General features: G+C 70.8%; 23 protein-coding genes. 5 read left to right on the top strand and 18 right to left on the bottom strand.

Annotated features, from left to right (window positions below):
• Nucleotides 1–34: 34 nt before the first annotated feature.
• From Microterr_RS04730 to infC, 8 genes are all read right to left on the bottom strand, one after another.
• The gene (locus Microterr_RS04730; RefSeq protein WP_263795853.1) at nucleotides 35–952 is read right to left on the bottom strand and encodes an amino acid ABC transporter permease; all 918 of its coding nucleotides are present in this window, start codon (nucleotides 950–952) and stop codon (nucleotides 35–37) included.
• Nucleotides 949–1,596, bottom strand: a complete 648-nt coding sequence (locus tag Microterr_RS04725) for an amino acid ABC transporter permease (protein WP_263795855.1) — start codon at nucleotides 1,594–1,596, stop codon at nucleotides 949–951. Before Microterr_RS04725 ends, Microterr_RS04730 begins: the two co-directional genes overlap by 4 nt.
• Before the next feature lie 75 nt (nucleotides 1,597–1,671).
• On the bottom strand, nucleotides 1,672–2,568 hold the full coding sequence (locus Microterr_RS04720; RefSeq protein ID WP_263795857.1) for a glutamate ABC transporter substrate-binding protein: 897 nt from the start codon (nucleotides 2,566–2,568) through the stop codon (nucleotides 1,672–1,674).
• Between the two features lie 100 nt (nucleotides 2,569–2,668).
• Nucleotides 2,669–3,460 carry an amino acid ABC transporter ATP-binding protein gene (locus tag Microterr_RS04715; RefSeq protein WP_263795858.1) on the bottom strand — a complete coding sequence of 264 codons (792 nt, stop codon included), beginning with the start codon at nucleotides 3,458–3,460 and terminating at the stop codon, nucleotides 2,669–2,671.
• A gap of 93 nt (nucleotides 3,461–3,553) precedes the next feature.
• Nucleotides 3,554–4,348, bottom strand: coding sequence for a TrmH family RNA methyltransferase (locus Microterr_RS04710; protein ID WP_263795859.1), 795 nt, complete (start codon nucleotides 4,346–4,348; stop codon nucleotides 3,554–3,556).
• A gap of 70 nt (nucleotides 4,349–4,418) precedes the next feature.
• Nucleotides 4,419–4,802 (bottom strand): 50S ribosomal protein L20, encoded by a 384-nt coding sequence (gene rplT / locus Microterr_RS04705; RefSeq protein ID WP_263795860.1) that lies wholly within the window; start codon nucleotides 4,800–4,802, stop codon nucleotides 4,419–4,421.
• A gap of 30 nt (nucleotides 4,803–4,832) precedes the next feature.
• Entirely contained in the window at nucleotides 4,833–5,027 is a 195-nt protein-coding gene (gene rpmI, locus Microterr_RS04700) for a 50S ribosomal protein L35 (protein WP_076681003.1), read from the bottom strand.
• 71 nt (nucleotides 5,028–5,098) lie between these two features.
• On the bottom strand, nucleotides 5,099–5,788 hold the full coding sequence (gene infC / locus Microterr_RS04695; protein ID WP_263795861.1) for a translation initiation factor IF-3: 690 nt from the start codon (nucleotides 5,786–5,788) through the stop codon (nucleotides 5,099–5,101).
• Nucleotides 5,789–5,978: 190 nt separating this feature from the next.
• Between infC and Microterr_RS04690 the strand changes: the two genes are divergently transcribed.
• A complete protein-coding gene (locus tag Microterr_RS04690; RefSeq protein ID WP_404810163.1) occupies nucleotides 5,979–6,362 on the top strand; it encodes a DUF1844 domain-containing protein in 384 nt (127 codons plus the stop codon).
• Between the two features lie 6 nt (nucleotides 6,363–6,368).
• Here Microterr_RS04690 and Microterr_RS04685 read toward each other — a convergent pair whose 3' ends face one another.
• The 6 genes from Microterr_RS04685 to Microterr_RS04660 all read right to left on the bottom strand — a co-directional run bounded on the left by Microterr_RS04685 (nucleotide 6,369) and on the right by Microterr_RS04660 (nucleotide 10,648).
• Nucleotides 6,369–7,148, bottom strand: coding sequence for an SseB family protein (locus tag Microterr_RS04685; RefSeq protein ID WP_263795862.1), 780 nt, complete (start codon nucleotides 7,146–7,148; stop codon nucleotides 6,369–6,371).
• A complete protein-coding gene (gene priA, locus Microterr_RS04680; protein WP_263795863.1) occupies nucleotides 7,132–7,878 on the bottom strand; it encodes a bifunctional 1-(5-phosphoribosyl)-5-((5-phosphoribosylamino)methylideneamino)imidazole-4-carboxamide isomerase/phosphoribosylanthranilate isomerase PriA in 747 nt (248 codons plus the stop codon). Before priA ends, Microterr_RS04685 begins: the two co-directional genes overlap by 17 nt.
• 47 nt (nucleotides 7,879–7,925) lie before the next feature.
• The gene (gene hisH / locus Microterr_RS04675; RefSeq protein ID WP_263795864.1) at nucleotides 7,926–8,582 is read right to left on the bottom strand and encodes an imidazole glycerol phosphate synthase subunit HisH; all 657 of its coding nucleotides are present in this window, start codon (nucleotides 8,580–8,582) and stop codon (nucleotides 7,926–7,928) included.
• Nucleotides 8,579–9,193, bottom strand: coding sequence for an imidazoleglycerol-phosphate dehydratase HisB (gene hisB, locus Microterr_RS04670; protein ID WP_263795865.1), 615 nt, complete (start codon nucleotides 9,191–9,193; stop codon nucleotides 8,579–8,581). The genes hisH and hisB overlap by 4 nt, the downstream gene beginning before the upstream one ends.
• A complete protein-coding gene (locus Microterr_RS04665) occupies nucleotides 9,190–10,227 on the bottom strand; it encodes a histidinol-phosphate transaminase (RefSeq protein WP_404810203.1) in 1,038 nt (345 codons plus the stop codon). Before Microterr_RS04665 ends, hisB begins: the two co-directional genes overlap by 4 nt.
• 70 nt (nucleotides 10,228–10,297) lie before the next feature.
• Nucleotides 10,298–10,648: a LysM peptidoglycan-binding domain-containing protein gene (locus tag Microterr_RS04660; protein ID WP_263795867.1), complete on the bottom strand. Its 351-nt coding sequence runs from the start codon at nucleotides 10,646–10,648 to the stop codon at nucleotides 10,298–10,300.
• A 281-nt stretch (nucleotides 10,649–10,929) separates the two neighbouring features.
• On the opposite strand from Microterr_RS04660, the gene lexA reads away from it, so the two are divergent.
• Together lexA and Microterr_RS04650 are read left to right on the top strand one after the other, a co-directional pair.
• Entirely contained in the window at nucleotides 10,930–11,610 is a 681-nt protein-coding gene (gene lexA / locus Microterr_RS04655) for a transcriptional repressor LexA (RefSeq protein WP_263795868.1), read from the top strand.
• Nucleotides 11,611–11,705: 95 nt separating this feature from the next.
• Nucleotides 11,706–13,253 (top strand): hypothetical protein, encoded by a 1,548-nt coding sequence (locus tag Microterr_RS04650; protein ID WP_263795869.1) that lies wholly within the window; start codon nucleotides 11,706–11,708, stop codon nucleotides 13,251–13,253.
• Here Microterr_RS04650 and metE read toward each other — a convergent pair.
• Together metE and Microterr_RS04640 are read right to left on the bottom strand one after the other, a co-directional pair.
• Nucleotides 13,243–15,567: a 5-methyltetrahydropteroyltriglutamate--homocysteine S-methyltransferase gene (metE, locus tag Microterr_RS04645; protein ID WP_263795870.1), complete on the bottom strand. Its 2,325-nt coding sequence runs from the start codon at nucleotides 15,565–15,567 to the stop codon at nucleotides 13,243–13,245. The two genes, Microterr_RS04650 and metE, sit on opposite strands and share 11 nt — an antisense overlap.
• On the bottom strand, nucleotides 15,564–16,532 hold the full coding sequence (locus tag Microterr_RS04640; RefSeq protein WP_263795871.1) for a methylenetetrahydrofolate reductase: 969 nt from the start codon (nucleotides 16,530–16,532) through the stop codon (nucleotides 15,564–15,566). Before Microterr_RS04640 ends, metE begins: the two co-directional genes overlap by 4 nt.
• 195 nt (nucleotides 16,533–16,727) lie before the next feature.
• Between Microterr_RS04640 and Microterr_RS04635 the strand changes: the two genes are divergently transcribed.
• Nucleotides 16,728–18,650, top strand: coding sequence for a S9 family peptidase (locus tag Microterr_RS04635; RefSeq protein WP_263795872.1), 1,923 nt, complete (start codon nucleotides 16,728–16,730; stop codon nucleotides 18,648–18,650).
• Nucleotide 18,651: 1 nt separating this feature from the next.
• On the opposite strand, the gene hflX is transcribed toward Microterr_RS04635, so the two are convergent.
• Complete coding sequence (gene hflX, locus Microterr_RS04630; RefSeq protein WP_263795873.1) at nucleotides 18,652–20,169, bottom strand: GTPase HflX; 1,518 nt, start codon at nucleotides 20,167–20,169, stop codon at nucleotides 18,652–18,654.
• Between the two features lie 82 nt (nucleotides 20,170–20,251).
• On the opposite strand from hflX, the gene Microterr_RS04625 reads away from it, so the two are divergent.
• Nucleotides 20,252–20,899 (top strand): class I SAM-dependent methyltransferase, encoded by a 648-nt coding sequence (locus Microterr_RS04625; RefSeq protein WP_263795874.1) that lies wholly within the window; start codon nucleotides 20,252–20,254, stop codon nucleotides 20,897–20,899.
• 8 nt (nucleotides 20,900–20,907) lie between these two features.
• On the opposite strand, the gene dapF is transcribed toward Microterr_RS04625, so the two are convergent.
• On the bottom strand, nucleotides 20,908–21,765 hold the full coding sequence (gene dapF / locus Microterr_RS04620; protein WP_263795875.1) for a diaminopimelate epimerase: 858 nt from the start codon (nucleotides 21,763–21,765) through the stop codon (nucleotides 20,908–20,910).
• Nucleotides 21,766–21,778 lie beyond the last annotated feature (13 nt).

Genomic DNA, 21,778 nt, shown 5'->3' with positions numbered 1-21,778 from the left:
TACCGGCGGTCACGCGGCGATCCGCGCGGAGGCGCTACCCGACGGCGCTCCCCTGATCGTTCTTGCCGGCACTGCGCTGCGCGGCGATGAGCTCGGTGTCGGTGACGCCGTCCTGCAGCGGCGCCCCGCGTCCGCCGGCGATCACCTTCGGCGAGCGGCGGATGCCTGCCTCGACCCGGCTCGCGAGCAGCGAGAGCAGCAGGCAGAGCGCGATGTAGATCGCACCGGCGACCATCGCCGCAGGGATGAGCGGCGAGCCGAGCGTCGCCGACGAGCCCAGGTCCTTCGCGTACTTCAGCAGCTCGGGGTAGGTGATGATGAAGCCGAGGGCGGTGTCCTTCAGGGTGACGACGAGCTGCGCGATGATCACCGGCAGCATCGCCCTGATCGCCTGGGGCAGCAGGATCAGGCGCATCACGCCGCTCTTGCGGAGTCCGACCGCGTAGCCCGCCTCGCGCTGCCCGCGCGGCAGGGATTCGACGCCGGCGCGGATCACCTCTGCCAGCACGGATCCGTTGTAGACGATGAGCGCGATGACGACCGCGTAGTACGTGCCGACCTTGATCCCAACGACGGGCAGCCCGTAATACAGCAGCAGCATGAGGATCAGGACGGGCACGGCGCGGAAGACCTCGATGATCGCCGTCACCGGAACCCGCACCCAGGCGTGATCGGAGAGTCGCCCGATCGCCAGCACGAAGCCCAGGATGAGTGCTCCGACGGCCGCAGAGGCGAACGCGGCGAGCGTGCGCAGCGTCGCCAGTCCGAAGTTCTGCCACACCAGCGTGTAGGTGAACGCCTGCCACTTCTCGGCCGAGAACTGACCCGTCACGGCGAAGCGCCAGAGCACGAACGCGAGCAGTCCGGCCACGACGATGACGGTGACCACTCCGAGGATGCGGTTGCGGACCATCGCCCGCGGCCCGGGGACGTCGTACAGGACGGAGGTCATCTGGCCACCCTCCATTTGTTCTCGAGGATTCGCTGCAGCCAGGCGAGCAGGAGCACGAGAGCCACGAAGACGACCATCACCCAGAGGAGCACGACGAGCTGGTTCTCACCGTTCTCGCTCATGTCCGCGCGGATGTTGCCGAGGTTGACGACCGAGAAGCCGGTCGCCACCGTGGTGTTCTTCAGAAGGGCGATGAAGACGCTCATCATCGGCGGGATCACCGATCGCGACGCCTGCGGAAGCACGACGGTGGACATGACCTGCCCGAACGTGAGGCCGAGCGCCCGCGCCGCCTCCGCCTGCCCGACCGGCACCGTGTTGATGCCCGATCGGATCGTCTCGGCGACATAGGTGGCGGTGTAGATGCCGAGCGCCCAGATCGCGAGCACCAGGAAGTCGACGCGGAAGTCCACGAGCAGCGGGATCCCGAAGGCGAAGAAGAAGAAGATCAGGGTCAGCGGCGTATTGCGGATCGTGTTCACGTAGACCGTGCCGATCGCGCGGGCCACCGGGATGGGCGACACCCGCATGGCACCCACGATGACGCCGAGGACGATGGCGATCAGCCCGCCGGCGAAGAACAGCACGACCGTGCCGCGCAGGGCGTCGAGCCACAGATCGGGATAGTCGGTGATGACGTTCACTGACCGGTCCTCTCGCGTCGTGGGTGGTGGAGATGGACCGTGGCGGCGTCTCTCAGCGCCGCCACGGCCATGTGACTAGTCGACCGCCGGCTGCTCGACCTCGATGCCCGAGGAGCCGAGGTTCTTCTCGAAGATGGCAGACCAGATGTCTCCCCCGTCCGTGAACATCGTGTTGACGAAGTCGACGAGGGCCGTGTCGCCCTTCTGGATGCCGACGCCGTAGCGCTCCTCGCTGAACACGTCGCCGACGACCTTGAGGTTGTCGGGGTCCTGCGCGGCGTAGCCGATCAGGATCGCCTGGTCGGTGGTGATCGCGTCGACCTGTCCGGCCTTCAGCTGCTCGACGCACTGCGAGTAGGTGTCGAACTCGGTCGTCTTGGCCTCGGGGTGCTCGTCCTTGATCCGCTGGATCGAGGTGGAGCCCGTCGCCGAGCAGACGGTCTTGCCGTCGAGCGTGTCGGGACCCGTGATCTCCTCGTCGTCGGCGGCGACCAGCAGGCCCTGACCGGTGACGAAGTAGGGACCGGCGAAGTCGATGAGCTCCTTGCGGTCGTCAGTGATCGAGTAGGTGCCGACGTAGTAGTCGATGTCGCCGTTCACGATCGCCTGCTCGCGGTTGGCGGACGGAATGGGCGTGAATTCGATGGCGTCCTCGTCGTAGCCGAGGGATGCGGCGATCCACCGCGCGATGTCGACGTCGAAGCCGCTCCGCTCACCGGTCGCCTGGTCGAGGTAGCCGAGCCCCGGCTGGTCCTCCTTGACGCCGACGCGGACCTTTCCGCTCTCCGAGATCGTGTCGAACGTCGGGCTGCCCTCGAGCGTGACATCGGTGGCGACCTCGAACCAGGCGCCGTCCTCCGTGCCCTCGGACGCGCCGGGCTCGGCGCCGGGCGTCCCGCTGTTGCAGGCTGTCAGTGCGAGCAGGGCGGCCGCTGTGAGGCCGATGCCCGAGATGATTCGCGACTTTCGCATGTGATTCCTCCTTGTGTTTCGTATCTGTCCGTGCGTTCCGTAACCGACGTTCGGGTCGTGCGGTGCGTCGTGCCGTGCCGTGCTGTGCTGGTGCGGGGGGTCAGTGGGTGATGAGCTTCGAGAGGAAGTCCTTCGCCCGATCGGTCTTCGGGTGGGTGAAGAAGTCGTCGGGCATCTGGTCTTCGAGGATCTGGCCGTCCGCCATGAAGACGACCCGGTCGGCTGCCTTGCGCGCGAAGCCCATCTCGTGGGTGACGACGATCATGGTCATGCCGTCCTGCGCGAGCCCGACCATGACATCGAGCACCTCGTTGATCATCTCGGGGTCGAGTGCCGAGGTCGGCTCGTCGAAGAGCATGACCTTCGGGTTCATGGCGAGCGCCCGGGCGATGGCGACGCGCTGCTGCTGGCCGCCGGAGAGCTGGGCGGGCAGTTTGGATGCCTGGTGGCCGACGCCGACCCGATCCAGCAGGACCTTCGCCTCACGCTCGGCGTCCGCCTTGTTCATCTTGCGCACCTTGATGGGCCCGAGCGTCACGTTCTCGAGGATCGTCAGGTGCGCGAAGAGGTTGAACGACTGGAACACCATCCCGACGTCCGCGCGCAGCGCGGCGAGCCCCTTGCCCTCCTTGGGCAGTTCCTCGCCGTCGATCGTGATCGTGCCGCTGGTGATGGTCTCGAGGCGGTTGATCGTGCGGCAGAGGGTGGATTTACCCGATCCGGACGGACCGATCACGACCACCACCTCGCCGCGATTGACCGTGAGGTCGATGTCGGTGAGCGCTTGGAAGTCGCCGTAGTGCTTCTGCACGTCCGTGATCACGACGAGCGGATCACCTCGGCGGACCGTGATGTTCGACGTCGGCGCCGCGCCGGATTCCCCTGTCGTCATGTCCTCACGCTAGGAGCGTGACAGGCATCCTGCCAGGGGGTTGACGGGAGCTTTACCGTTCCGTAACAGGACCGGCATACGTCCCGCGGCACCTCAGGAGCGCTGGGCGAACGCCGTCTCGTACAGGCAGACGCTGGCCGCCGTGGCCAGATTGAGCGACTCGGCGCTGCCGTAGATCGGCAGGCGCAGCGCCAGGTCGGCCTGGGCGAGCGTCTCCTCTTCGAGGCCCCGCGCCTCGTTGCCGAAGAGCCAGGCCGTGGGCTCGGCGAGGAGCGCGCGGCTGGCCAGGAAGTCGTCGCCGCCGACATCGGCCGCGATGATGCGGATGCCGTGGGCATGCGCCCGCTCGACGACCGCGGCCAGCTCGACGCCCACGACGACAGGCAGGTGGAACAGCGATCCGGTCGTGGCGCGCACGACCTTCGGGTTGTATAGATCGACGGTGCGACCGGTGAGGATGACGGCGTCGGCGCCCGCCGCGTCGGCGGCACGGATGATCGTGCCGAGGTTGCCCGGATCGCGCACCTCCTCGCAGATGGCGATGAGGCGCGGGTCGTCGGCGAAGACGTCCTTCAGCGCGGTCGGCGACTGACGGGCGACCGCGACGATCCCCTGCGGCGTGACGGTGTCGGCCATGGCATCGAGCACGGCCTCGGCGGTGAACACGACCTCGATCCCCGCCTCATCTGCGGCGGCGCGGATGTCGTCGTGCCGCTCGATCGCGGTGGGGGTGGCGAACAGCTCGAGCACGGTGTCGGGCCGGTAGCGCAGGGCCTCACGGGCGGCCTGCGGCCCCTCGAGGAGGAACAATCCGCTCTCCTGGCGAGCGCTGCGCTTGGTCAGCTTCGCGACGGCGCGTACACGCGGGGACCGCGGATTCTCGAGCACGCCTTCAGTGTACGGACAGAAAGGGCGCCCTCCGTGCGGAGGGCGCCCTTTCGCGTGTCGGATGCGACGACTACGCCTGCTTCGGCGCGTTCACGTCGCTGGGCAGCGCCTGCTTGGCGCTGGCGACGAGCGACGCGAAGGTGGCCGGCTCGTGCACAGCGAGCTCGGCGAGCATGCGACGGTCGACCTGGATGCCGGCGAGGCCGAGACCCTGGATGAAGCGGTTGTAGGTGATGCCGTTCTGGCGGGCAGCGGCGTTGATGCGCTGGATCCACAGACGGCGGAAGTCGCCCTTGCGCTTGCGACGGTCACGGTACGCGTAGACGAGCGAGTGGGTGACCTGCTCCTTCGCCTTGCGGTACAGGCGCGAGCGCTGCCCGCGGTAGCCGGATGCGCGCTCGAGGATGATGCGACGCTTCTTGTGGGCGTTGACAGCCCGCTTGACTCTAGCCATTTCGTTCTCTTTCTGATCTGCGTCGGCGCGTCAGCGGCCGAGGAGCTTCTTGGCCTGCTTGGCGTCACCGGGAGCCAGGACCTGCTCCTGGTTGAGGCGGCGCGTACGACGCGAGGACTTGCCCTCGAGGTTGTGGCGCATGCCAGCCTGCTGCTTCATGAGCTTTCCGCTGCCGGTGACCTTGAATCGCTTCTTGGCACCCGAGTGGGTCTTCTGCTTCGGCATCTGTTCGTTCCTTATCGGTGTCGCCCTGATGGGCTTCGTTGTGCATCCCGCTGGGCGGGAGACTGTGGGGCCTACTCCGCGGTCGCGGTCTCGGCGGGGGTGGTGACGGAGTCGGACTCGGCGGCGCTGTCGCCGCGGGCGGCACGGGCCGCCTCCTTGTTCGCGGCGCGGGCCGCGTTCTGCTCCGTCTTGACCTCGGACTTGTTCTTGTGCGGTGCGATCACCATGACCATGTTGCGACCGTCGATCGTGGGGTTCGACTCGACGGTGCCGAACTCCGCGACGTCCTCGGCGAACTTGCGGAGCAGGCGCACACCCTGCTCGGGGCGCTGCTGCTCGCGGCCGCGGAACAGGATCATCGCCTTGACCTTGTCACCCGACTGGAGGAAGCCCTCCGCGCGCTTGAGCTTGGTCGTGTAGTCGTGGGCCTCGATCTTCAGACGGAACCGGACCTCTTTGAGGATGGTGTTGGCCTGATTGCGACGGGCTTCCTTGGCCTTCTGGGCCGCCTCGTACTTGAACTTGCCGTAATCCATGATCTTGACCACGGGCGGCTTCGAATTCGGGGCAACTTCGACCAAGTCCAGATCGGCCTCCTGCGCAAGACGCAGGGCGACCTCGATACGGACGACGCCGACCTGCTCTCCGTTGGGACCGACGAGGCGGACCTCGGGGACACGGATGCGGTCGTTGGTGCGGGGATCGCTGATGCGGAACTCCTCTTCGTGCGGGTGGTGGCGAGAAGTCGGAGCACAATCCACCCGGCACGACGCGTGAGCGCCGGCTCTGCACCCTGATCCCCGGACATCTGGGACAACCCCGAACCTGTGCAGGTCGGGGCGGAGTGCGTGACCCGGTAGCCTGGAACGGCAAGCGCGGGTGGGATGTGATCCTCTTTCAGTCCGGAGCAGAACGCCCCGGAGCCCGACAAAGTCTATCAGAGAGTGTGCCGTGACCACGATTCCGCCCGACGAGGACCGATTCGAGCGCTGGGAGCAGCAGGAGAAGGCGGCAGCATCCGCCTCCCGGGACATCGCCGAGGTCCCCGCGGTGGAGGTCATCACGACCGCGGCCGTGCACCTGATGAGCGCCGCTGCCGTCAAGGTCGGCCTCGCCGACGACCCGGGGACCCAGACCGACCTCGACGAGGCGCGCAAGCTCATCAACGCGCTGGCGGGGCTGATCACCGCGGGCGCCCCCGAGATCAGCGACATGCACGCGCGCTCGCTGCGCGACGGCCTCCGGTCGGTGCAGCTGGCGTTCCGCGAGGCGTCGGTCATCCCCGACCCGATCGGCAAGGGCCCCGGCGAGAAGTGGACCGGCCCGGTCACCTGACCGCGGTCAGTCGGAGTCGACCAGCTTCACCGTCAGGGAGTCCACGAGCACCGCGATGCGGTCGTCCGCGGCCCAGCGCCTCGCCAGTCGCGCGAGGACGGCATCGAGCGCCGCCTTGTCGAGGCCCGGCACGAGTTCGAGCGTGACGACGAGCTCGGGGCCGCGCAGTCGCGCGTCCGGATCGCCCGCCGAGACCCCGAGGTCGATGACGGCCAGCTCACCGCCGATGCTCTCCTGCAGTGCGGTGTAGACCTCTGGCGAGCTGTAGCTCGGCTCCCACCGCTCCCCCTGCGCGATCGCCCAGATCGCGGGGCGCCGCAGCACGAACTCGGTGTCGGAGGTCGGATCGAGGACGATCAGGTCGGTGTCGTCATCGGCCGCAGAGAGCGCTGTGCGGACGCCGTCCGCCGGGACGGGCCGGGCAGCGGCATCCCAGCGGGTCATCGCGTCGACCGACGAGAAGACCGGCAGCACGCGACGACCGTCCGGCGCGGCCACCGTCACGATCGACAGCTCCTGCGTCTTGTCGACGGTGAGGCCGGTCGGTCCGACGCCGACGTCGCCCTTCTCCGCCACGAGGGGGATCAGGAGACGCGCGCTCCGGTAGGCGTCGACCACCGCGGCCGCCGCGCCGGTGCCCGCCCGGAACGCGAGCAGCGCGTCCAGCAGCGCCGGGTCGGCCCGGCCGTCGTCGCCGGAGTGCGGGTTCGCCTCGAAGCGGCGCCCTTCCCACGGCACGCCGGCCGAGTCGGCCGCGTGGTCGCAGCCGTCAGTGTCCGGCGACATCCAGCGCCTCGGCGAGCGTGAAGGCGCCCGCGTAGAGGGCCTTGCCCACGATCGCGCCCTCGACGCCCAGCGGCACCAGCTCGCGCAGCGCCGCGATGTCGTCGAGGCTCGAGACGCCACCGGAGGCGACCACCGGCTTGGGGGTGCGCGAGGTCATCTCGCGCAGCAGCTCGAGGTTCGGGCCGCGCAGGGTGCCGTCCTTCGTGACATCGGTGACGACGTAGCGGCTGCAGCCGGCGGACTCGAGGCGGTCGAGCACCGTCCACAGGTCGCCGCCCTCCTGCGTCCAGCCGCGGGCGGCGAGCGTCGTGCCCCGGACGTCCAGGCCGACGGCGATGACGTCGCCGTAGCGGCCGATGACGTCGGCGGCCCACTCGGGGTTCTCCAGCGCCGCGGTGCCGAGGTTGATGCGCGCGGCGCCGCTCTCGAGGGCCGCCTCGAGCGATTCGTCGTCGCGGATGCCGCCCGACAGCTCGACACGGACGCCTCTGACCTGCCTGATCACCTTGCGGAGGATGCCGGCATTGCTGCCGCGCCCGAAGGCGGCGTCGAGGTCGACGAGGTGGATCCAGTCCGCCCCCTGCCGCGCCCACTCGAGGGCGGCGTCGACGGGGTCGCCGTAGTGGGTCTCGCTGCCGGCCTCCCCCTGCGTCAGACGGACGGCCTTTCCGCCGGCGACATCGACCGCGGGCAGGAGGACAAGCTCAGGCGTGGACGCGAAATCGTTCATAGCTCCCTGTGCCGCCGGAGCGGGATGCTTCCGTGACGGGCACGAGTTCAGAGGGTAGCCCCGCCGAGCCCCTCGATCCAATTGGACAGGAGTCGGATGCCGGCTTCGCCCGACTTCTCGGGGTGGAACTGGGTCGCCGACAGCGGCCCGTTCTCCACCGCGGCGAGGAAGGGACCGCCGTAGTCGCACCAGGTCAGTGCGGGGGTCGGGAAGGGGGGCATCACATCGAGCGACCAGGTCCTCGCCCCGTACGAGTGCACGAAGTAGAAGCGCTCATCCTCGATGCCGCGGAAGAGCCGCGAACCCGCGTCGGGCGTGACGGTGTTCCACCCGATGTGCGGCAGGACGGGGGCGTCGAGCTCGGTGACGGCGCCCGGCCACTCCCCCATGCCCTCGGTGTCGTGGCCGCGCTCCACGCCATGCTCGAAGAGCACCTGCATGCCGACGCAGATGCCGAGCACCGGCCGTCCGCCGGCGAGGCGGCGATCGATGAGCTCATCGCCTCGGCTCGCCTTCAACGCGTCCATGACGGCGCGGAAGGCGCCGACGCCCGGCACCACCAGTCCGTCGGCGTCCATGATGAGACCGCGGTCGGAGGTCAGCCGGGCATCCGCGCCGGCCGCGATGAGCGCCTTGACGGCCGAGTGCACGTTGCCGGAGCCGTAGTCGAGCACGGCGACCAGCGGCGCCTCGTTCGACGTCACAGGGCGCCCTTGGTGCTCGGGATCCCCTCGACGAGGGGATCGATGGCCTTCGCCTGCCGGAACGCGCGGGCGAACGCCTTGTACTCGGCCTCGGCGATGTGGTGCGGGTCGCGCCCGCCGAGCACGGTGACGTGCACGGTCAGCCCGCCGTTGAACGCGAGCGCCTCGAAGGTGTGACGGACGAGCGAGCCGGTGAAGTGCCCGCCGATGAGGTGGTGCTCGAAGCCGGCGGGCTCGCCCGTGTGCACGAGGTACGGGCGTCCGCTGATGTCGACGACCGCCTGCGCGAGCGCCTCGTCGAGGGGCACGAGTGCGTCGCCGTACCGGGAGATGCCCGCCTTGTCGCCGAGCGCCTCGCGGATCGCCTGGCCCAGCACGATCGAGACGTCCTCGACCGTGTGATGCGCATCGATCTCGGTGTCGCCGGACGCGCGGACGGTCAGGTCAGTGAGCGAGTGCTTCGCGAAGGCGGTGAGCAGGTGGTCGAAGAACGGCACCGTCGTGTCGATGTGGCTGCGGCCGGTGCCGTCGAGATCGAGCTCGAGCTCGACGGTCGACTCGCTCGTCGCGCGGCGCAGCGAGGCCGTGCGGTGATCGGCGGGGCGGGTCATGATCGCGAGTCTATCGAGGCCAGCGCGTCGAGGAACGCGGTCGTCTCCTCCTCCGTGCCCGCGGTCACCCGCAGGTGATGCGGGATGCCCACGTCGCGGATGAGCACGCCGCGGTCGTAGAGCTCCTGCCAGGTGACAGCGGGCTCGGCGACACCGCCGAACAGCACGAAGTTGGTCCACGACTCGTGGGGCTGGTACCCGAGCGCTGCCACGGTCGCCCCGATGCGGTCACGCTGGGCGATGATCTCGTCGACCATGCGCAGCATCACCGGCGCGTGAGTGAGCGCGGCCGTCGCGGCAGCCTGGGTCAGCGCGCTCAGGTGGTACGGCAGCCGCACCAGCCGCAGGGCGTCGATGACCGCGGGATCTGCGGCGAGGTACCCCACGCGCGCGCCGGCGAATGCGAACGCCTTGCTCATCGTCCGCGACACCACAAGGCGCTCGCGATCGGGCAGGAGGGTGAGCGCTGAGCGCTCGTCGCGGGGTGCGAACTCCCAGTAGGCCTCGTCGACGACCACGATGCCCGGTGCCGCGTCGTACACGGCCTCGATGACGTCGAGCGACATGGGCGTGCCGGTCGGATTGTTCGGCGCGCACAGGAAGACCACATCCGGTCGCGCCGCGGCCACCTGCTCCGCGGCGTCGTCCGCCGACACCGTGTAGTCGTGCCCGCGGGTGCCCGCGATCCAGCTCGCACCGGTCGCCCTCGTGAGCAGCGGATACATCGAGTAGGTGGGTGCGAAGCCGAAGGCCGTCCGGCCGGGCCCGCCGAAGGCCTGCAGCACGTGCTGGAGGACCTCGTTCGAGCCGTTGGCGGCCCAGAGCTGCTCACGCGAGAGCCCGTGCCCGAGGTAGTCGGCGAAGCCCTCCCTCAGGGCGGTGAACTCGCGGTCCGGGTACCGGTTCACATCGCGAAGGGCCAGGGCGACGGCATCCAGGATGTCGTCCGCCACCTCCTGCGGAACGGGATGCGTGTTCTCGTTGACGTTGAGGGCGACGGGCAGTGGGGCCTGCGGCGCGCCGTACGGCGTCATGCCGCGCAGATCGTCGCGGAGGGGAAGGTCTTCGAGGCGAGCGCTCACGCACCCATCGTAGAGGCGGGCGTCAGGGCGCCGGCGCGTACTCGGCGGGAATGGCCAGCGACTGGCCGGCCGTCACGGTGACACCGGACAGGGCGTTGAGACGGACGATCTCGTCGATCACGTCACGCGGGTCGGCCTGCGGAGCGACCTGCTCGGCGATCGACCACAGCGACTCGCCCGCCGCGACCGTCACAGTATGGAAGGACTCGGTGGGCGCTGCGGAGTCGCGGGCGGCGATCGCGGCGCCGCCGCTGATCACGGCGGCGGACAGCGCGAAGGCCGCAGGGATGGCGGCGAGGCCGGCGAGCACGCGGCGCCCGCGCGTCGTCAGACGTAGGCGGGTGGCAGGTGCGGCAAAGGCGATCGTGCTCATTGGTCCTCCTGTGGGTGAGGCGAGATTCGCATCATCGGCACTGAGCCGATGCATCTATGCGTATCTCTCTTCCGAAGTTATCTTCGACGTTCTACGATGTCAAGAGTCGAAACCAGAACGCGGTTCTCGAACACGACACGCGGGCGAGCTGCCCGCCGGCCGTGCGGAAACCGGATACGGTTTCGACAGGTAGACCCCACCACGAACCTCCGACATTCGAAGACGACTGCTCTCGACGACGAGGGCGGCAGCACCCGCAGACACGAGAAGGAGCCGGCCCTGTGAGCGAGCCGAACGGACGCGACAAGCCTCAGACGCGTCGACGGAAGAGCCTGAGCGACAAGCAGCTGGCCATCCTCGAGGTGATCCAGCGGTCGATCGCGCGCCACGGCTATCCGCCGAGCATGCGCGAGATCGGCGACGCGGTCGACCTCAAGTCGCTCTCGAGCGTGACCCACCAGCTGAACCAGCTCGAGCTGAGCGGGTATCTGCGCCGCGACCCCGGCAAGACGCGCGCCATGGAGGTGCTCATCGACCTCCCGGGCTCCGCCACCGAGAACCCGGCGGACTCGGCGCCGTCGGTGGGCGACGCCGCGCTCGTCCCGCTCGTGGGACGCATCGCGGCGGGGGTGCCGATCACGGCGGAGCAGCAGGTGGAGGAGATCTTCCCCCTTCCGCGTCAGCTGGTCGGCAAGGGCGATCTGTTCATGCTCAAGGTCTCGGGCGAGTCGATGATCGATGCCGCGATCTGCGACGGCGACTGGGTCGTGGTGCGCACCCAGTCCACCGCCGACAACGGCGAGATCGTCGCGGCGATGCTCGACGGGGAGGCGACGGTGAAGACCTTCCGTCAGCGCGACGGCCACACGTGGCTGCTCCCCCGCAACTCCGCGTTCGAGCCGATCCTCGGCGACGAGGCGGTCGTGCTCGGCAAGGTCGTGGCCGTGCTGCGCGCGGTCTGACACCGCCCGTCATTTCCGTTCGGGGGATATGCCCCGACCCTTCCTTCACGCCACAATGGCGCTGAGCGCATCTCGCGCCGGCGAAGGGGGCCACGATGGCGACGACGGAGATCGACGACCTGCGCATCGAGCTCGAGCGCTTGCGCGCGGAGAACGCGGCGCTCAAGGCCGCGGACGAGGTCGCGCCTGAGGCTGAGACTCCTGCGCGCTCGCGGCGCCCCGGCCTCTGGCGGGCCTTCGTCTCCGCGCTGCTGATCGTCGTGGCCGGCATCCTCGTGCCGGTGTCGGTGGTCGGCGCATGGGCCCAGGCCCAGCTCGTCAATGAGGAGACGTTCGTCAGCACCTTCGCGCCCCTGGCCGACGACCCCGATGTGCAGGCACTGATCGTCGACAAGACGACTGCGGCCATCAATGAGGCGATCGACGTGCAGGCGATCACCGACGACCTGTTCGACGGCATCCAATCGCTGGACCTTCCGCCACGAGCCTCGAGCGCGATCGATCTGCTGCGCGAGCCGGCGGCCGCCGGCGTGCAGAACCTCATCGACGGCGCGGTGACCCGCGTGGTCGAATCGGACGCGTTCTCGGCGATCTGGCAGCGCGCGCTGCTGGCGAGCCACCGCGCGTTGGTGGCGGTGGCCACCAACGACGGGTCGGGCGTGGTCGTCATCGACGATCAGGGACAGATCGGCATCCAGCTCGGCCCGATCATCGAGTCCGTCAAGGAGGCGCTCGTCGATCAGGGCTTCGGACTCGCGGCGAACATCCCCGAGATCGACCGGACGGTCGTGGTCGCCCAGGCCGACGCCCTGCTGGTGGTCGGCTCCGTCTACAACCTCGCCGTCGCCGTCGGCTGGTGGCTGCCGGTGATCACCCTCGTGCTGTTCGCGCTCGGCATCCTCTTCGCGCGGCGACGCTCGACCGCCACCCTCGGCGTCGGCGTCGCCATCGCCCTCGGCTCGGGCATCCTGGCGGCGGCACTCACCAGCGCGGGAACGATCCTGGGGCTGCAGGCCGGAAACCTCGGGGTACCGGCCGCGACGCTCGAGACGATCTACTACGCCGTCGCGGGCGCGATGCGCGACACCGCGATCGTGCTGACCTTCCTCGGCATCGTGATCGCCGTGTCCGCGTGGCTCAGCGGCCGCTGGGCGCCCGCGCAGCGTGTCCGGGGCGTCGCGGGCTCGCTCACGTCGAGCGCCCGCGCATCGCTGCAGTCGCGCGGCCTCGACACGGGCTCCTTCGGGGGGTGGCTGCACCAGCAGCGGGTGCTGGTGCGAATCCTGATCCTCACGCTCTCGATCGTCCTGCTGTTCGCCCTGCGTCCGCTCTCGATCGGCGACATCCTGCTCACCGTCGTCCTGGCGCTGATCGTCTGGCTGATCGTCGAACTGCTCCAGCGCGTCCCGGATGCGGTGGGCGCGCCGTTCGACGAGACGGCCGTCGTGCCTGACATCGGCGTCGACCCGGAACCCGTCGACGTGGTCGAGGTCGTGGAGGTCGTCGAGCCCGAAGCCGTCGTCGAGCCGGAGACCGTGCCCGAGCCCGAGCCGGCGGCAGCTCCCGAGGATTCCGCCGTGGCCGACAGCATCCCGCCGGCCACGGCACCTGCCCCCAAGAAGTCGCGCACGCCTAGACGGTGACGCCCGTCTTCTCGCGGATCAGGCGAGTGGCGTCGACGAGGTTGCGGAGCGAGTCCACCGTCTCGTCGTAGCCGCGGGTCTTCAGACCGCAGTCGGGGTTGACCCACACCTGGCGCAGCGGCAGTTCGGCGACCGCGCGGTCGAGGAGCCCGGCGACCTCATCGACGGACGGCACGCGCGGCGAATGGATGTCGTACACGCCCGGCCCGACGCCGTGCGTGAACCCCGACGTCGCGATGTCGCCGATGACCTCGCCCCGACTGCGCGCCGCCTCGATCGAGGTGACGTCGGCATCGAGGGCGGCGATCGCGTCGATCACGACGGCGAACTCCGAGTAGCAGAGGTGCGTGTGCACCTGCGTGGCATCGGCGGCGCCCGCGGTCGCCAGCCGGAACGAGCGCACCGACCAGTCGAGGTAGGCGGGCTGGTCGGACTGCTTCAGCGGAAGCAGCTCGCGCAGCGCGGGCTCGTCGACCTGGATGATCCCGATCCCTGCCGCCTCGAGGTCGGCGATCTCGTCGCGCAGCGCGAGTCCGACCTGATTCGCCGTCTCGGCGAGGGGCTGGTCGTCGCGCACGAAGGACCACGCGAGGATCGTGACCGGACCGGTGAGCATCCCCTTGACCGGCTTGTCGGTCAGCGACTGCGCGAAGCTCGACCAGTCGACCGTGATGGGTGCGGGGCGCGAGACGTCGCCCCACAGGATCGACGGGCGCGTGGCGCGCGACCCGTACGACTGCACCCAGCCGTTGGCCGTGACGGCGAAGCCGTCGAGGTTCTCGGCGAAGTACTGCACCATGTCGTTGCGCTCGGCCTCACCGTGCACCAGGACGTCGAGGCCGAGGTCCTCCTGCAGGTCGATGACGCGGGCGATCTCGTCGCGCAGGAACTGCTGGTACGCGGCGGCGTCGATCTCCCCTCTGCCGTGCCCGGCGCGGGCGCGACGGATCTCGCCGGTCTGCGGGAACGAGCCGATCGTGGTCGTGGGCAGCACGGGCAGGTCGAGCGCGGTCTCCTGGGCGGCGACGCGATCCGCGTAGTCGCCGCGCCCGAAGTCGGCCTCGGTGAGCGCGGCCGCACGTGCGCGCACGGCGCCGTCACGGACACCGGGTGCGCTGAGACGATCGGCGAGGGCGGCGGATGCGGCGGCCACCTCGCCCTCGATGGCCGCACGCCCGTCGCGGAGGCCGGCGGCGAGCGTCACCACCTGTGCGGTCTTCTGGTCGGCGAACGCGAGCCAGGAGGCCAGCCGCGGGTCCAGCCCCGGTTCGTCCGCCACGTCGTGCGGCACGTGCTGCAGCGAGGTCGAGGTGCCCGCGGCGATCGCGGCGGCACCCAGCCCGCCGAGACGCTCGAGCTTCTGCCAGGCGGCGTCCAGGTCGCCGCGCCAGATGTTGCGGCCGTCGACCGTGCCGCCCACGAGCGTCTTGCCGGCGAGACCGTCGACGCGCTCGGGGACCCCGCCCCTGGTGAGGTCCAGCGCGATCGCCTCGATCGGGGCGGCGGCGAGCGCCCGCCATGCCTCGGGAGACAGCTGGGCGTAGCCGGCCGCGACGAGGATCGCGGGGCGGTCGGCGGCAGCCCCGAGCACGGCGTACGCCCGCTCGGCGGCGACCGCGAGCTCGGCGGGGGTGGACTCCAGGCTCTCGCTCACGAGCGCCGGCTCGTCCAGCTGCACCCAGTCGGCACCGGCCGCGCGCAGTGAGGCGAGCAGCTCGGCGTAGACCGGCAGAAGGTCCTCGAGGCGGCTGAGCGGAGAGAACCCGGCGGGCGCGGCATCCGTCGCCTTCGCCAGTGCGAGCAGGGTCACCGGACCCACGACGACCGGGCGCACCGTGAAGCCGTCCGCCTTCGCTTCGGCGACCTGCCGAGCGAGGCGGTCGCTGGACAGCGCGAACACGGTCTCCTGGCCGATCTCGGGCACGAGGTAGTGGTAATTGGTGTCGAACCACTTCGTCATCTCGAGCGGCGCGTTCTCGCCCTCGCCGCGCGCCGCGGTGAACAGCGCGCGGAGGCCGATGCCGCCGTCCTGGTCGCGGAGCGCGGCGAAGCGCTCGGGCAGGGCCCCCACGGTGGCAGCGGCATCCAGCACCTGGTCGTAGTAGGAGAACGACTCGGGGATCGACGAGTCGTCCCGGCCCAGACCGAGTCCGGCGAGGCGCTCGCGCGTCGTCCGGCGCAGCTCGGTCGCGGTGCGCTCCAGCGTCGCCTCGTCGGTCGTTCCGGCCCAGTGCGCCTCGACGGCGCGCTTGAGCTCACGGCGGCGCCCGATGCGGGGGTAGCCGAGGATCGTGCCTGCGGGGAATGCGGTCATCGCGTCGTCTCCTTCTGAAGGTCTGTGCTGAGGATCCCGGCCTCGCGGAGCACCGCGAGCACCGTGTCGTGGTTGTTGAACGCGTAGAGGTGCACGCCGGCACCGGCGGTGACGACCGCGCGGGCGAGGTCGGCCGCATGGGCGATGCCGATCTCGCGGCGCCCTTCGGGGGTCGGCTCGACCTCCAGCGCGACGGACAGCTCGCCCGGCAGCTCTTCGCCGCTGAGCTCCAGCACCCGGCGCAGCCGGGCGGGCGAGGTGATCGGCATGATGCCGGGGATGATCGGGATCGTCACGCCGGCGGCGCGCGCCCGGTCGACGAAGCCGAGGTAGTCGTCGGCGTGGAAGAAGAGCTGCGTGACGGCGAACGTGGCGCCCGCGGCCTGCTTGGCCAGGAGCGCGTCGATGTCCGCGGCGGGGTGATGGGCGCGCGGGTGGCCGTTGGGGAACGCGGCGACGGCGATCTCGGCGCGCGGCCGACGACCGACGCGCGCGGCGCCGGGGACGCCGGGGATCGACGGCTGCGCGTACGAGGCGCGCTCCGCCTGGACGCGGTGGATGAGCTGCACGAGCTGTGCGGCGCTCTCCAGGTCGCCCAGGAACACGTCGTCCTCGGCGACGCCGGCGGGCGGGTCGCCCCGCAGGGCCAGGAAGTTCGTGATGCCCGCGTCGAGGAACTCGCGGATCAGGGAGCCGGCTGCCTCGTACGTGTTGCCGACGCAGGTCAGGTGGGCGAGCGGGGGGACGGCGGTCTCGCGGAGGATGTGCGTGAGCACGGCGAGCGACCGGTCGCGCGTGGAGCCGCCGGCGCCGAACGTCACCGAGATGAATCGGGGGCCTGCCGCGGCGAGGTGCCGGATCGTCTCGTGCAGCGCGGGCAGGCCGGCGTCGGTGCGTGGCGGATAGATCTCGAAGGAGAACGGCACGCCGTGGGCCGGCGCAACGAGACTCGCGTCAATGGACATGTCGGGCTCTTCGGATCGGAACGGTGGGGCCGGGCGGCCGCGGAACCCGTGCGACGACGGGCTCTGATCGCGGGCGGGTGCCGGGCTCGGCTGTCGCTCCTGCCCGGCATGGCCGGGCGTCGATAGCCCCACGGTAGTGCAGGCGCGGTGCGGCGTCATCCTGTGTGAACGCGTGTTTCGGCCTAGCGTGGAGGGGTGACGAACACGCTCCCCCACGGCTCATGGCCGTCCCCGCTCACCGCCGCCTCCGTGGCCGCCGCATCGCCGCGGATCGACGGCGCGCGGTTCGTCGGCGAGGAGATCTGGTGGGGCGAGACCGTCGCGCACGAGGCCGGCCGCACGGCGGTGCGCCGCGCCGGGGCCGACGGCGTCGAAGACGTGCTCCCCGCGCCGTGGAGCGCCCGCTCGCGGGTGAACGAGTACGGCGGCGGTTCGTGGACGGTCGCCGACGACGGCGCGCTGCTGTTCGTGGAGAAGTCCGATCAGCGGATCTGGATGCTGCGGCCAGGCGCCGATCCGACGCCGCTGACGCCCGCGGAGGGGTTGATGCGCTTCGGCGGGCTGCTCTGGCAGAACTCGCGCCTGATCGCGGTGCGCGAGACCCACGACCATGGCAGGGTCGTCCGCGACCTGGTGGAGATCCCCACGGACGGCGCCGCGGAGAAGCGGGCCGACGCCCTGCAGTTCCTGGTCTCCGACAGCGACTTCCTCGCGCACGCCGCACTGAGCCCCGACGGCGACCTGCTCGCGTGGATCGCGTGGGACCACCCCTCGATGGCCTGGGACCGCAGCGAGCTGCGTGTGGGACGCCTGGAGGGCGGCGAGGTCGCGGAGTGGACGACGGTCGCCGGCGGCTCCAGCTCGCCGCTGCAGCCCCTGTGGGCGGGCCACGACGACCTGCTCTTCGCCGACGACACCACCGGTCGGTGGAACCTCTGGTCGCTGCACCTGTCCGCGGGCCTCGACCGCCGTGCCGTGGCGCCCGCCGATGCCGACACCGGCGGGCCGCTGTGGGTGCTCGGCACGCGGTGGTTCGGCCTGCTGGGCGACGGGCGCCTCGTGGCCGTCCGCACGAACGGCGCCGACACGCTCGTCGTCGTCGACCGTGCCACCGGTGAGGAGCGGATGCTGGACTCACCCGTCGTCGCCGAGACCTCGATCGAGGACGTCTCCGGCAGCCGCGTGCTCGTCTCCGGGTCGGCTGCGGACGCGATGCCCGGTCTCTGGCTGATCGATGTCGACGATCCCGCTGCGACGGTCGCGGTGCGCGGCGGCGACGCCCCGTGGGGACGGGAGTGGATGCCGCGGGCGCGCGCGGTCACGTTCCCCGGCTCGCGCGGCGACGTGCACGCCTTCGACTACCCGCCCACGAACCCCGACGCCGCCGCTCCGGACGGCGAGCGCGCTCCGTACGTCGTCTTCGTGCACGGCGGGCCGACCACGCACGTCGGGGGCGCAGCATCCGGCAAGATCGCCTACCTGACCAGCCGGGGCATCGGCGTGCTCGACGTCAACTACGGCGGCTCCAGCGGCTACGGCCGGGAGTATCGCGAGCGCCTCCTCGGCCAGTGGGGCATCGTCGACGTCGACGACGTCATCGCCGCCGCCCGGGGTCTCGCCGCCTCCGGCGCCGCGGACCCGGCGCGCATGGCGATCACGGGCGGCTCAGCCGGCGGCTGGACGGTGCTGTGCGCGCTGGTCGCCTCGGACGCCTTCGCGGCCGGCGTCAGCCGCTACGGCGTCGCGGACCTGCGCCGGCTCGCCGAGGATACGCACGATTTCGAGGCGCATTACCTCGACGGGCTGGTCGGCCCGCTGCCCGCCGCGGCCGCGGTGTATCTCGAGCGGTCGCCGCTGAGCCACCTGGACCGCTTCACCACCCCCCTGCTCATCGAGCAGGGGCTCGACGACGAAGTGGTGCCGCCCACGCAGTCGGAGGCGGTGCGCGACGCGCTCGCGTCCCGGGGCGTGCCGCACGCCTACCTCGCCTTCGCCGGCGAGGGGCACGGCTTCCGGCGGGCCGAGTCGATCGTGCGCGCACTGGAGGCGGAGGTGGCGTTCCTCGGCGCCGTGCTCGGGTTCGACCCCGTCGGCGTGCCGCCCCTGGAGCTGGAGTGACTCAGGCCAGGTAGGGCTGCAGCTCCGCGGCGAGGCGCGCGGACACGAACGCGTGCAGCGCGGTGCCGTCGACCTCGTGGCTCTGCGACACGATGTGGCCGGACTCGTGCGCGGCCGAGACGAGGTCGCCGCGGCCGTATGGCACGAGCGCGTGCACCTCGACGGCCGGGAGCGGCAGTGCCGCCTCGATCGCCGCGCGCAGCTCGTCGATGCCCTCGCCGGAGCGCGACGACGCGAACAGCGCCTTCGGCTCGAGGCCGCGCAGCACGAGCCGGGTGTCGTCGTCGACCAGGTCGGCCTTGTTGAAGACCACGAGCTCCGGGAGGTCACGAGCGCCGACATCGCCGATCACGTCGCGCACCGTCTGCAGCTGGGCGGCGGGGTCGGGGTGCGCCGCGTCGACGACGTGGACGATGACATCGGCGTCGCCGACCTCCTCCAGTGTCGAGCGGAACGCCTCGACGAGCTGGTGCGGCAGGTTGCGGACGAAGCCGACCGTGTCGGTGAGCGTATAGACGCGTCCGTCGGCGGCCTCGGTGCGACGCACGGTCGCGTCGAGCGTCGCGAACAGCGCGTTCTCGACCAGGACGCCCGCGCTGGTGAGCCGGTTCAGCAGGCTCGACTTGCCGGCGTTGGTGTATCCGGCGATGGCGACGGAGGGGATGGTGTTGCGCTTGCGCTCGGCGCGCTTGGCGTCGCGCGCGGGCGCGAAGTCGCGGATCTGCCGGCGCAGGAGCGCCATCTTCGTGCGGATGCGGCGGCGGTCGAGTTCGATCTTGGTCTCACCCGGTCCGCGCGAGCCCATGCCCGCGCCGCCCGCGCCGACCTGGCCACCGGCCTGGCGGCTCATCGAGTCGCCCCAGCCGCGCAGGCGCGGCAGCAGGTACTCGAGCTGTGCGAGCTCGACCTGGGCCTTGCCCTCGCGGCTCTTGGCGTGCTGGCTGAAGATGTCGAGGATGACGGTGGTGCGGTCGATCACCTTGACCTTCACGACGTCCTCGAGGGCGCGCCGCTGGCTCGGCGCGAGTTCGGTGTCGGCGATGACGGTGTCGGCGCCGAGGGCCGCGACCAGGTCGCGCAGCTCCTGCGCCTTTCCGCTGCCGAGGTAGGTGGCCGGGTCGGGGTGCGGCCGTCGCTGCAGCACGCCGTCGAGGACGACGGCGCCTGCGGTCTCGGCGAGAGCCGCCAGTTCGCGCAGCGAGTTCTCCGCGTCCTCCTGCTCGCCCTGCGGGTGCACGCCGACGAGCACGACGTTCTCGAGCCGCAGCTGCCGGTACTCGACCTCGGTGACGTCCTCGAGCTCGGTGGAGAGTCCACCGACGCGGCGCAGCGCTGCCCGCTCCTCGCGATCCCACTGCTCGCCGTCGGAGTCGGCGCCGTACGCGGTGCGCTCATCCTGCAGCGCCTGGGCGGCTCCGAACACCCGCACGCCCGAACGCGCGTCCGCGCGCGCCAGCACCCGGTCCACCGGGTCGACCGGCGTCTCGTCGGCGCTGGGTGGGGTGGTGATGTCGGTCATCTCGTCCTTTCGCGATGGCGTCCAGCCATCCGTGCACTCTAGCTTCCCTGCCTGGGGCGGTCCTCCGCTACGCTCGAAGCCCATGGGCACCGAGCACTACTTCAGCGCGTCGCCCGCCAGCCCGGAGCACCTCCGCCGTGTCCGCGTCACCCTCGCCGGCGAGAGTGTCGAAGTCACGACCGCTGGCGGCGTCTTCAGCCCCGACCATGTGGACTCGGGGACCGAGGTGCTGCTCTCCCATACTCCCCCGCCGCCGCCCGGTGGGCATCTGCTCGACCTGGGAAGTGGCTGGGGTCCGATCGCGCTGACCCTGGCCATGCAGTCGCCCCGTGCGACCATCTGGGCCGTCGACGTCAACGAGCGCGCCCTCGACCTCGTCCGCCGCAACTGCGACGCCCTCGGCCTCACCAATGTCAACGCGGTGCTGCCCGACGATGTTCCCGGCGACGTAAGCTTCCGCAGCATCCGCTCCAATCCGCCGATCCGCATCGGCAAGAACGAGCTGCACGGCCTGCTGGAGCGCTGGATCCCCCGGCTCGACGAGCGCTCCGATGCGTGGCTGGTCGTCCAGCGCAACCTCGGGTCCGACTCGCTACAGCGGTGGCTGGCTGCGACGTTCGACAGCGGCTACAGCGTGCACCGCAGTGCGACGGGGCGCGGTTTCCGGGTGCTCAAGGTGCGCAGGCACGGCTCGCCGGCGACCGGGCAGCTCGACCTGCCCGCGCCCTGACGCGAGGGTCAGGCCAATGCGACGTCGCCCGAGTAGACGAGCGTCGCCGGTCCCGACAGCAGCACGTGCCCGTCGCGCATGCGCACGCCGAGCGTGCCGCCGGGGACATCGACCGTCCAGTCGTCCGGCGCGCCCGCACCGGCCCAGTGCCGTACCGCGAGCGCCGCGGCCGCGACGCCGGTGCCGCAGCTGAGGGTCTCGCCGACCCCCCGCTCGAACACCCGCATGCGGATCGCGCCGACACCGGCCTGCACCAGCGGGTCACGTGGCACGACGAACTCGATGTTGGCGCCCTGGGGCGGCTCGGGATGCAGCTGCGGGCGCGTGCCGAGATCGAGCCCGTCGAGCTCGGCCTCGCTCGAGAGCGCGACCACCACGTGCGGGTTCCCGACGTCGACACCCTGCCCCGGCCGTGCCACGTCGAGCCCGTGCGCGCGGACGAGCACATCCTCCGGCGCGACCGTCCACGCGCCGAGGTCGACCTCGTAGCCGAGATCGCTGCGGGTGAGCGTCTTCACCCCGGCCCGCGTGCCGATCGGCAGGGGGGCGTCCAGCGACGCGAGGCCGGTGGATTCGAGGTAGCGGACGAAGACGCGGATGCCGTTGCCGCACATCTCCGCGGCAGAGCCGTCCGCATTGCGGTAGTCCATGAACCACTCCGCGCCGGAGGCCGCGGCCGCTGCCCCCTCCGGGATCGCGTTCGCGCGGACCACGCGCAGGATTCCGTCGCCGCCGATGCCGAACCGCCGGTCGCAGAGCGCGGCGACCTGCGCGTCGGAGAGAGTCAGGTCGCCGTCGGGATCAGGGATGATCACGAAGTCGTTGCCGGTCCCGTGTCCCTTGGTGAACGGGATCGTCTGCGCCATCGTCCCAGTCTAG

The organism is Microbacterium terricola, from assembly GCF_027943945.1.
Taxonomy (GTDB): domain Bacteria; phylum Actinomycetota; class Actinomycetes; order Actinomycetales; family Microbacteriaceae; genus Microbacterium; species Microbacterium terricola.
The sequence above is the reverse complement of the archived record's forward strand: the minus strand, read 5'-3'. Positions and strand labels throughout refer to the sequence as shown.

What these genes read in the sequence shown, in the direction of transcription:
- Microterr_RS04720 (WP_263795857.1), bottom strand. Translation starts at nt 2,568, where the DNA reads ATGCGAAAGTCGCGAATCATCTCGGGCATCGGCCTCACAGCGGCCGCC.
- Microterr_RS04665 (WP_404810203.1), bottom strand. Translation starts at nt 10,227, where the DNA reads ATGACGCCGTACGGCGCGCCGCAGGCCCCACTGCCCGTCGCCCTCAAC.
- hflX (WP_263795873.1), bottom strand. Translation starts at nt 20,169, where the DNA reads ATGACCGACATCACCACCCCACCCAGCGCCGACGAGACGCCGGTCGAC.
- Microterr_RS04715 (WP_263795858.1), bottom strand. Translation starts at nt 3,460, where the DNA reads ATGACGACAGGGGAATCCGGCGCGGCGCCGACGTCGAACATCACGGTC.
- dapF (WP_263795875.1), bottom strand. Translation starts at nt 21,765, where the DNA reads ATGGCGCAGACGATCCCGTTCACCAAGGGACACGGGACCGGCAACGAC.
- hisB (WP_263795865.1), bottom strand. Translation starts at nt 9,193, where the DNA reads ATGACCCGCCCCGCCGATCACCGCACGGCCTCGCTGCGCCGCGCGACG.
- rpmI (WP_076681003.1), bottom strand. Translation starts at nt 5,027, where the DNA reads ATGCCGAAGCAGAAGACCCACTCGGGTGCCAAGAAGCGATTCAAGGTC.
- priA (WP_263795863.1), bottom strand. Translation starts at nt 7,878, where the DNA reads ATGAACGATTTCGCGTCCACGCCTGAGCTTGTCCTCCTGCCCGCGGTC.
- rplT (WP_263795860.1), bottom strand. Translation starts at nt 4,802, where the DNA reads ATGGCTAGAGTCAAGCGGGCTGTCAACGCCCACAAGAAGCGTCGCATC.
- Microterr_RS04650 (WP_263795869.1), top strand. Translation starts at nt 11,706, where the DNA reads ATGGCGACGACGGAGATCGACGACCTGCGCATCGAGCTCGAGCGCTTG.
- Microterr_RS04625 (WP_263795874.1), top strand. Translation starts at nt 20,252, where the DNA reads ATGGGCACCGAGCACTACTTCAGCGCGTCGCCCGCCAGCCCGGAGCAC.
- metE (WP_263795870.1), bottom strand. Translation starts at nt 15,567, where the DNA reads ATGACCGCATTCCCCGCAGGCACGATCCTCGGCTACCCCCGCATCGGG.
- Microterr_RS04660 (WP_263795867.1), bottom strand. Translation starts at nt 10,648, where the DNA reads ATGAGCACGATCGCCTTTGCCGCACCTGCCACCCGCCTACGTCTGACG.
- Microterr_RS04730 (WP_263795853.1), bottom strand. Translation starts at nt 952, where the DNA reads ATGACCTCCGTCCTGTACGACGTCCCCGGGCCGCGGGCGATGGTCCGC.
- Microterr_RS04685 (WP_263795862.1), bottom strand. Translation starts at nt 7,148, where the DNA reads ATGTCGCCGGACACTGACGGCTGCGACCACGCGGCCGACTCGGCCGGC.
- Microterr_RS04640 (WP_263795871.1), bottom strand. Translation starts at nt 16,532, where the DNA reads ATGTCCATTGACGCGAGTCTCGTTGCGCCGGCCCACGGCGTGCCGTTC.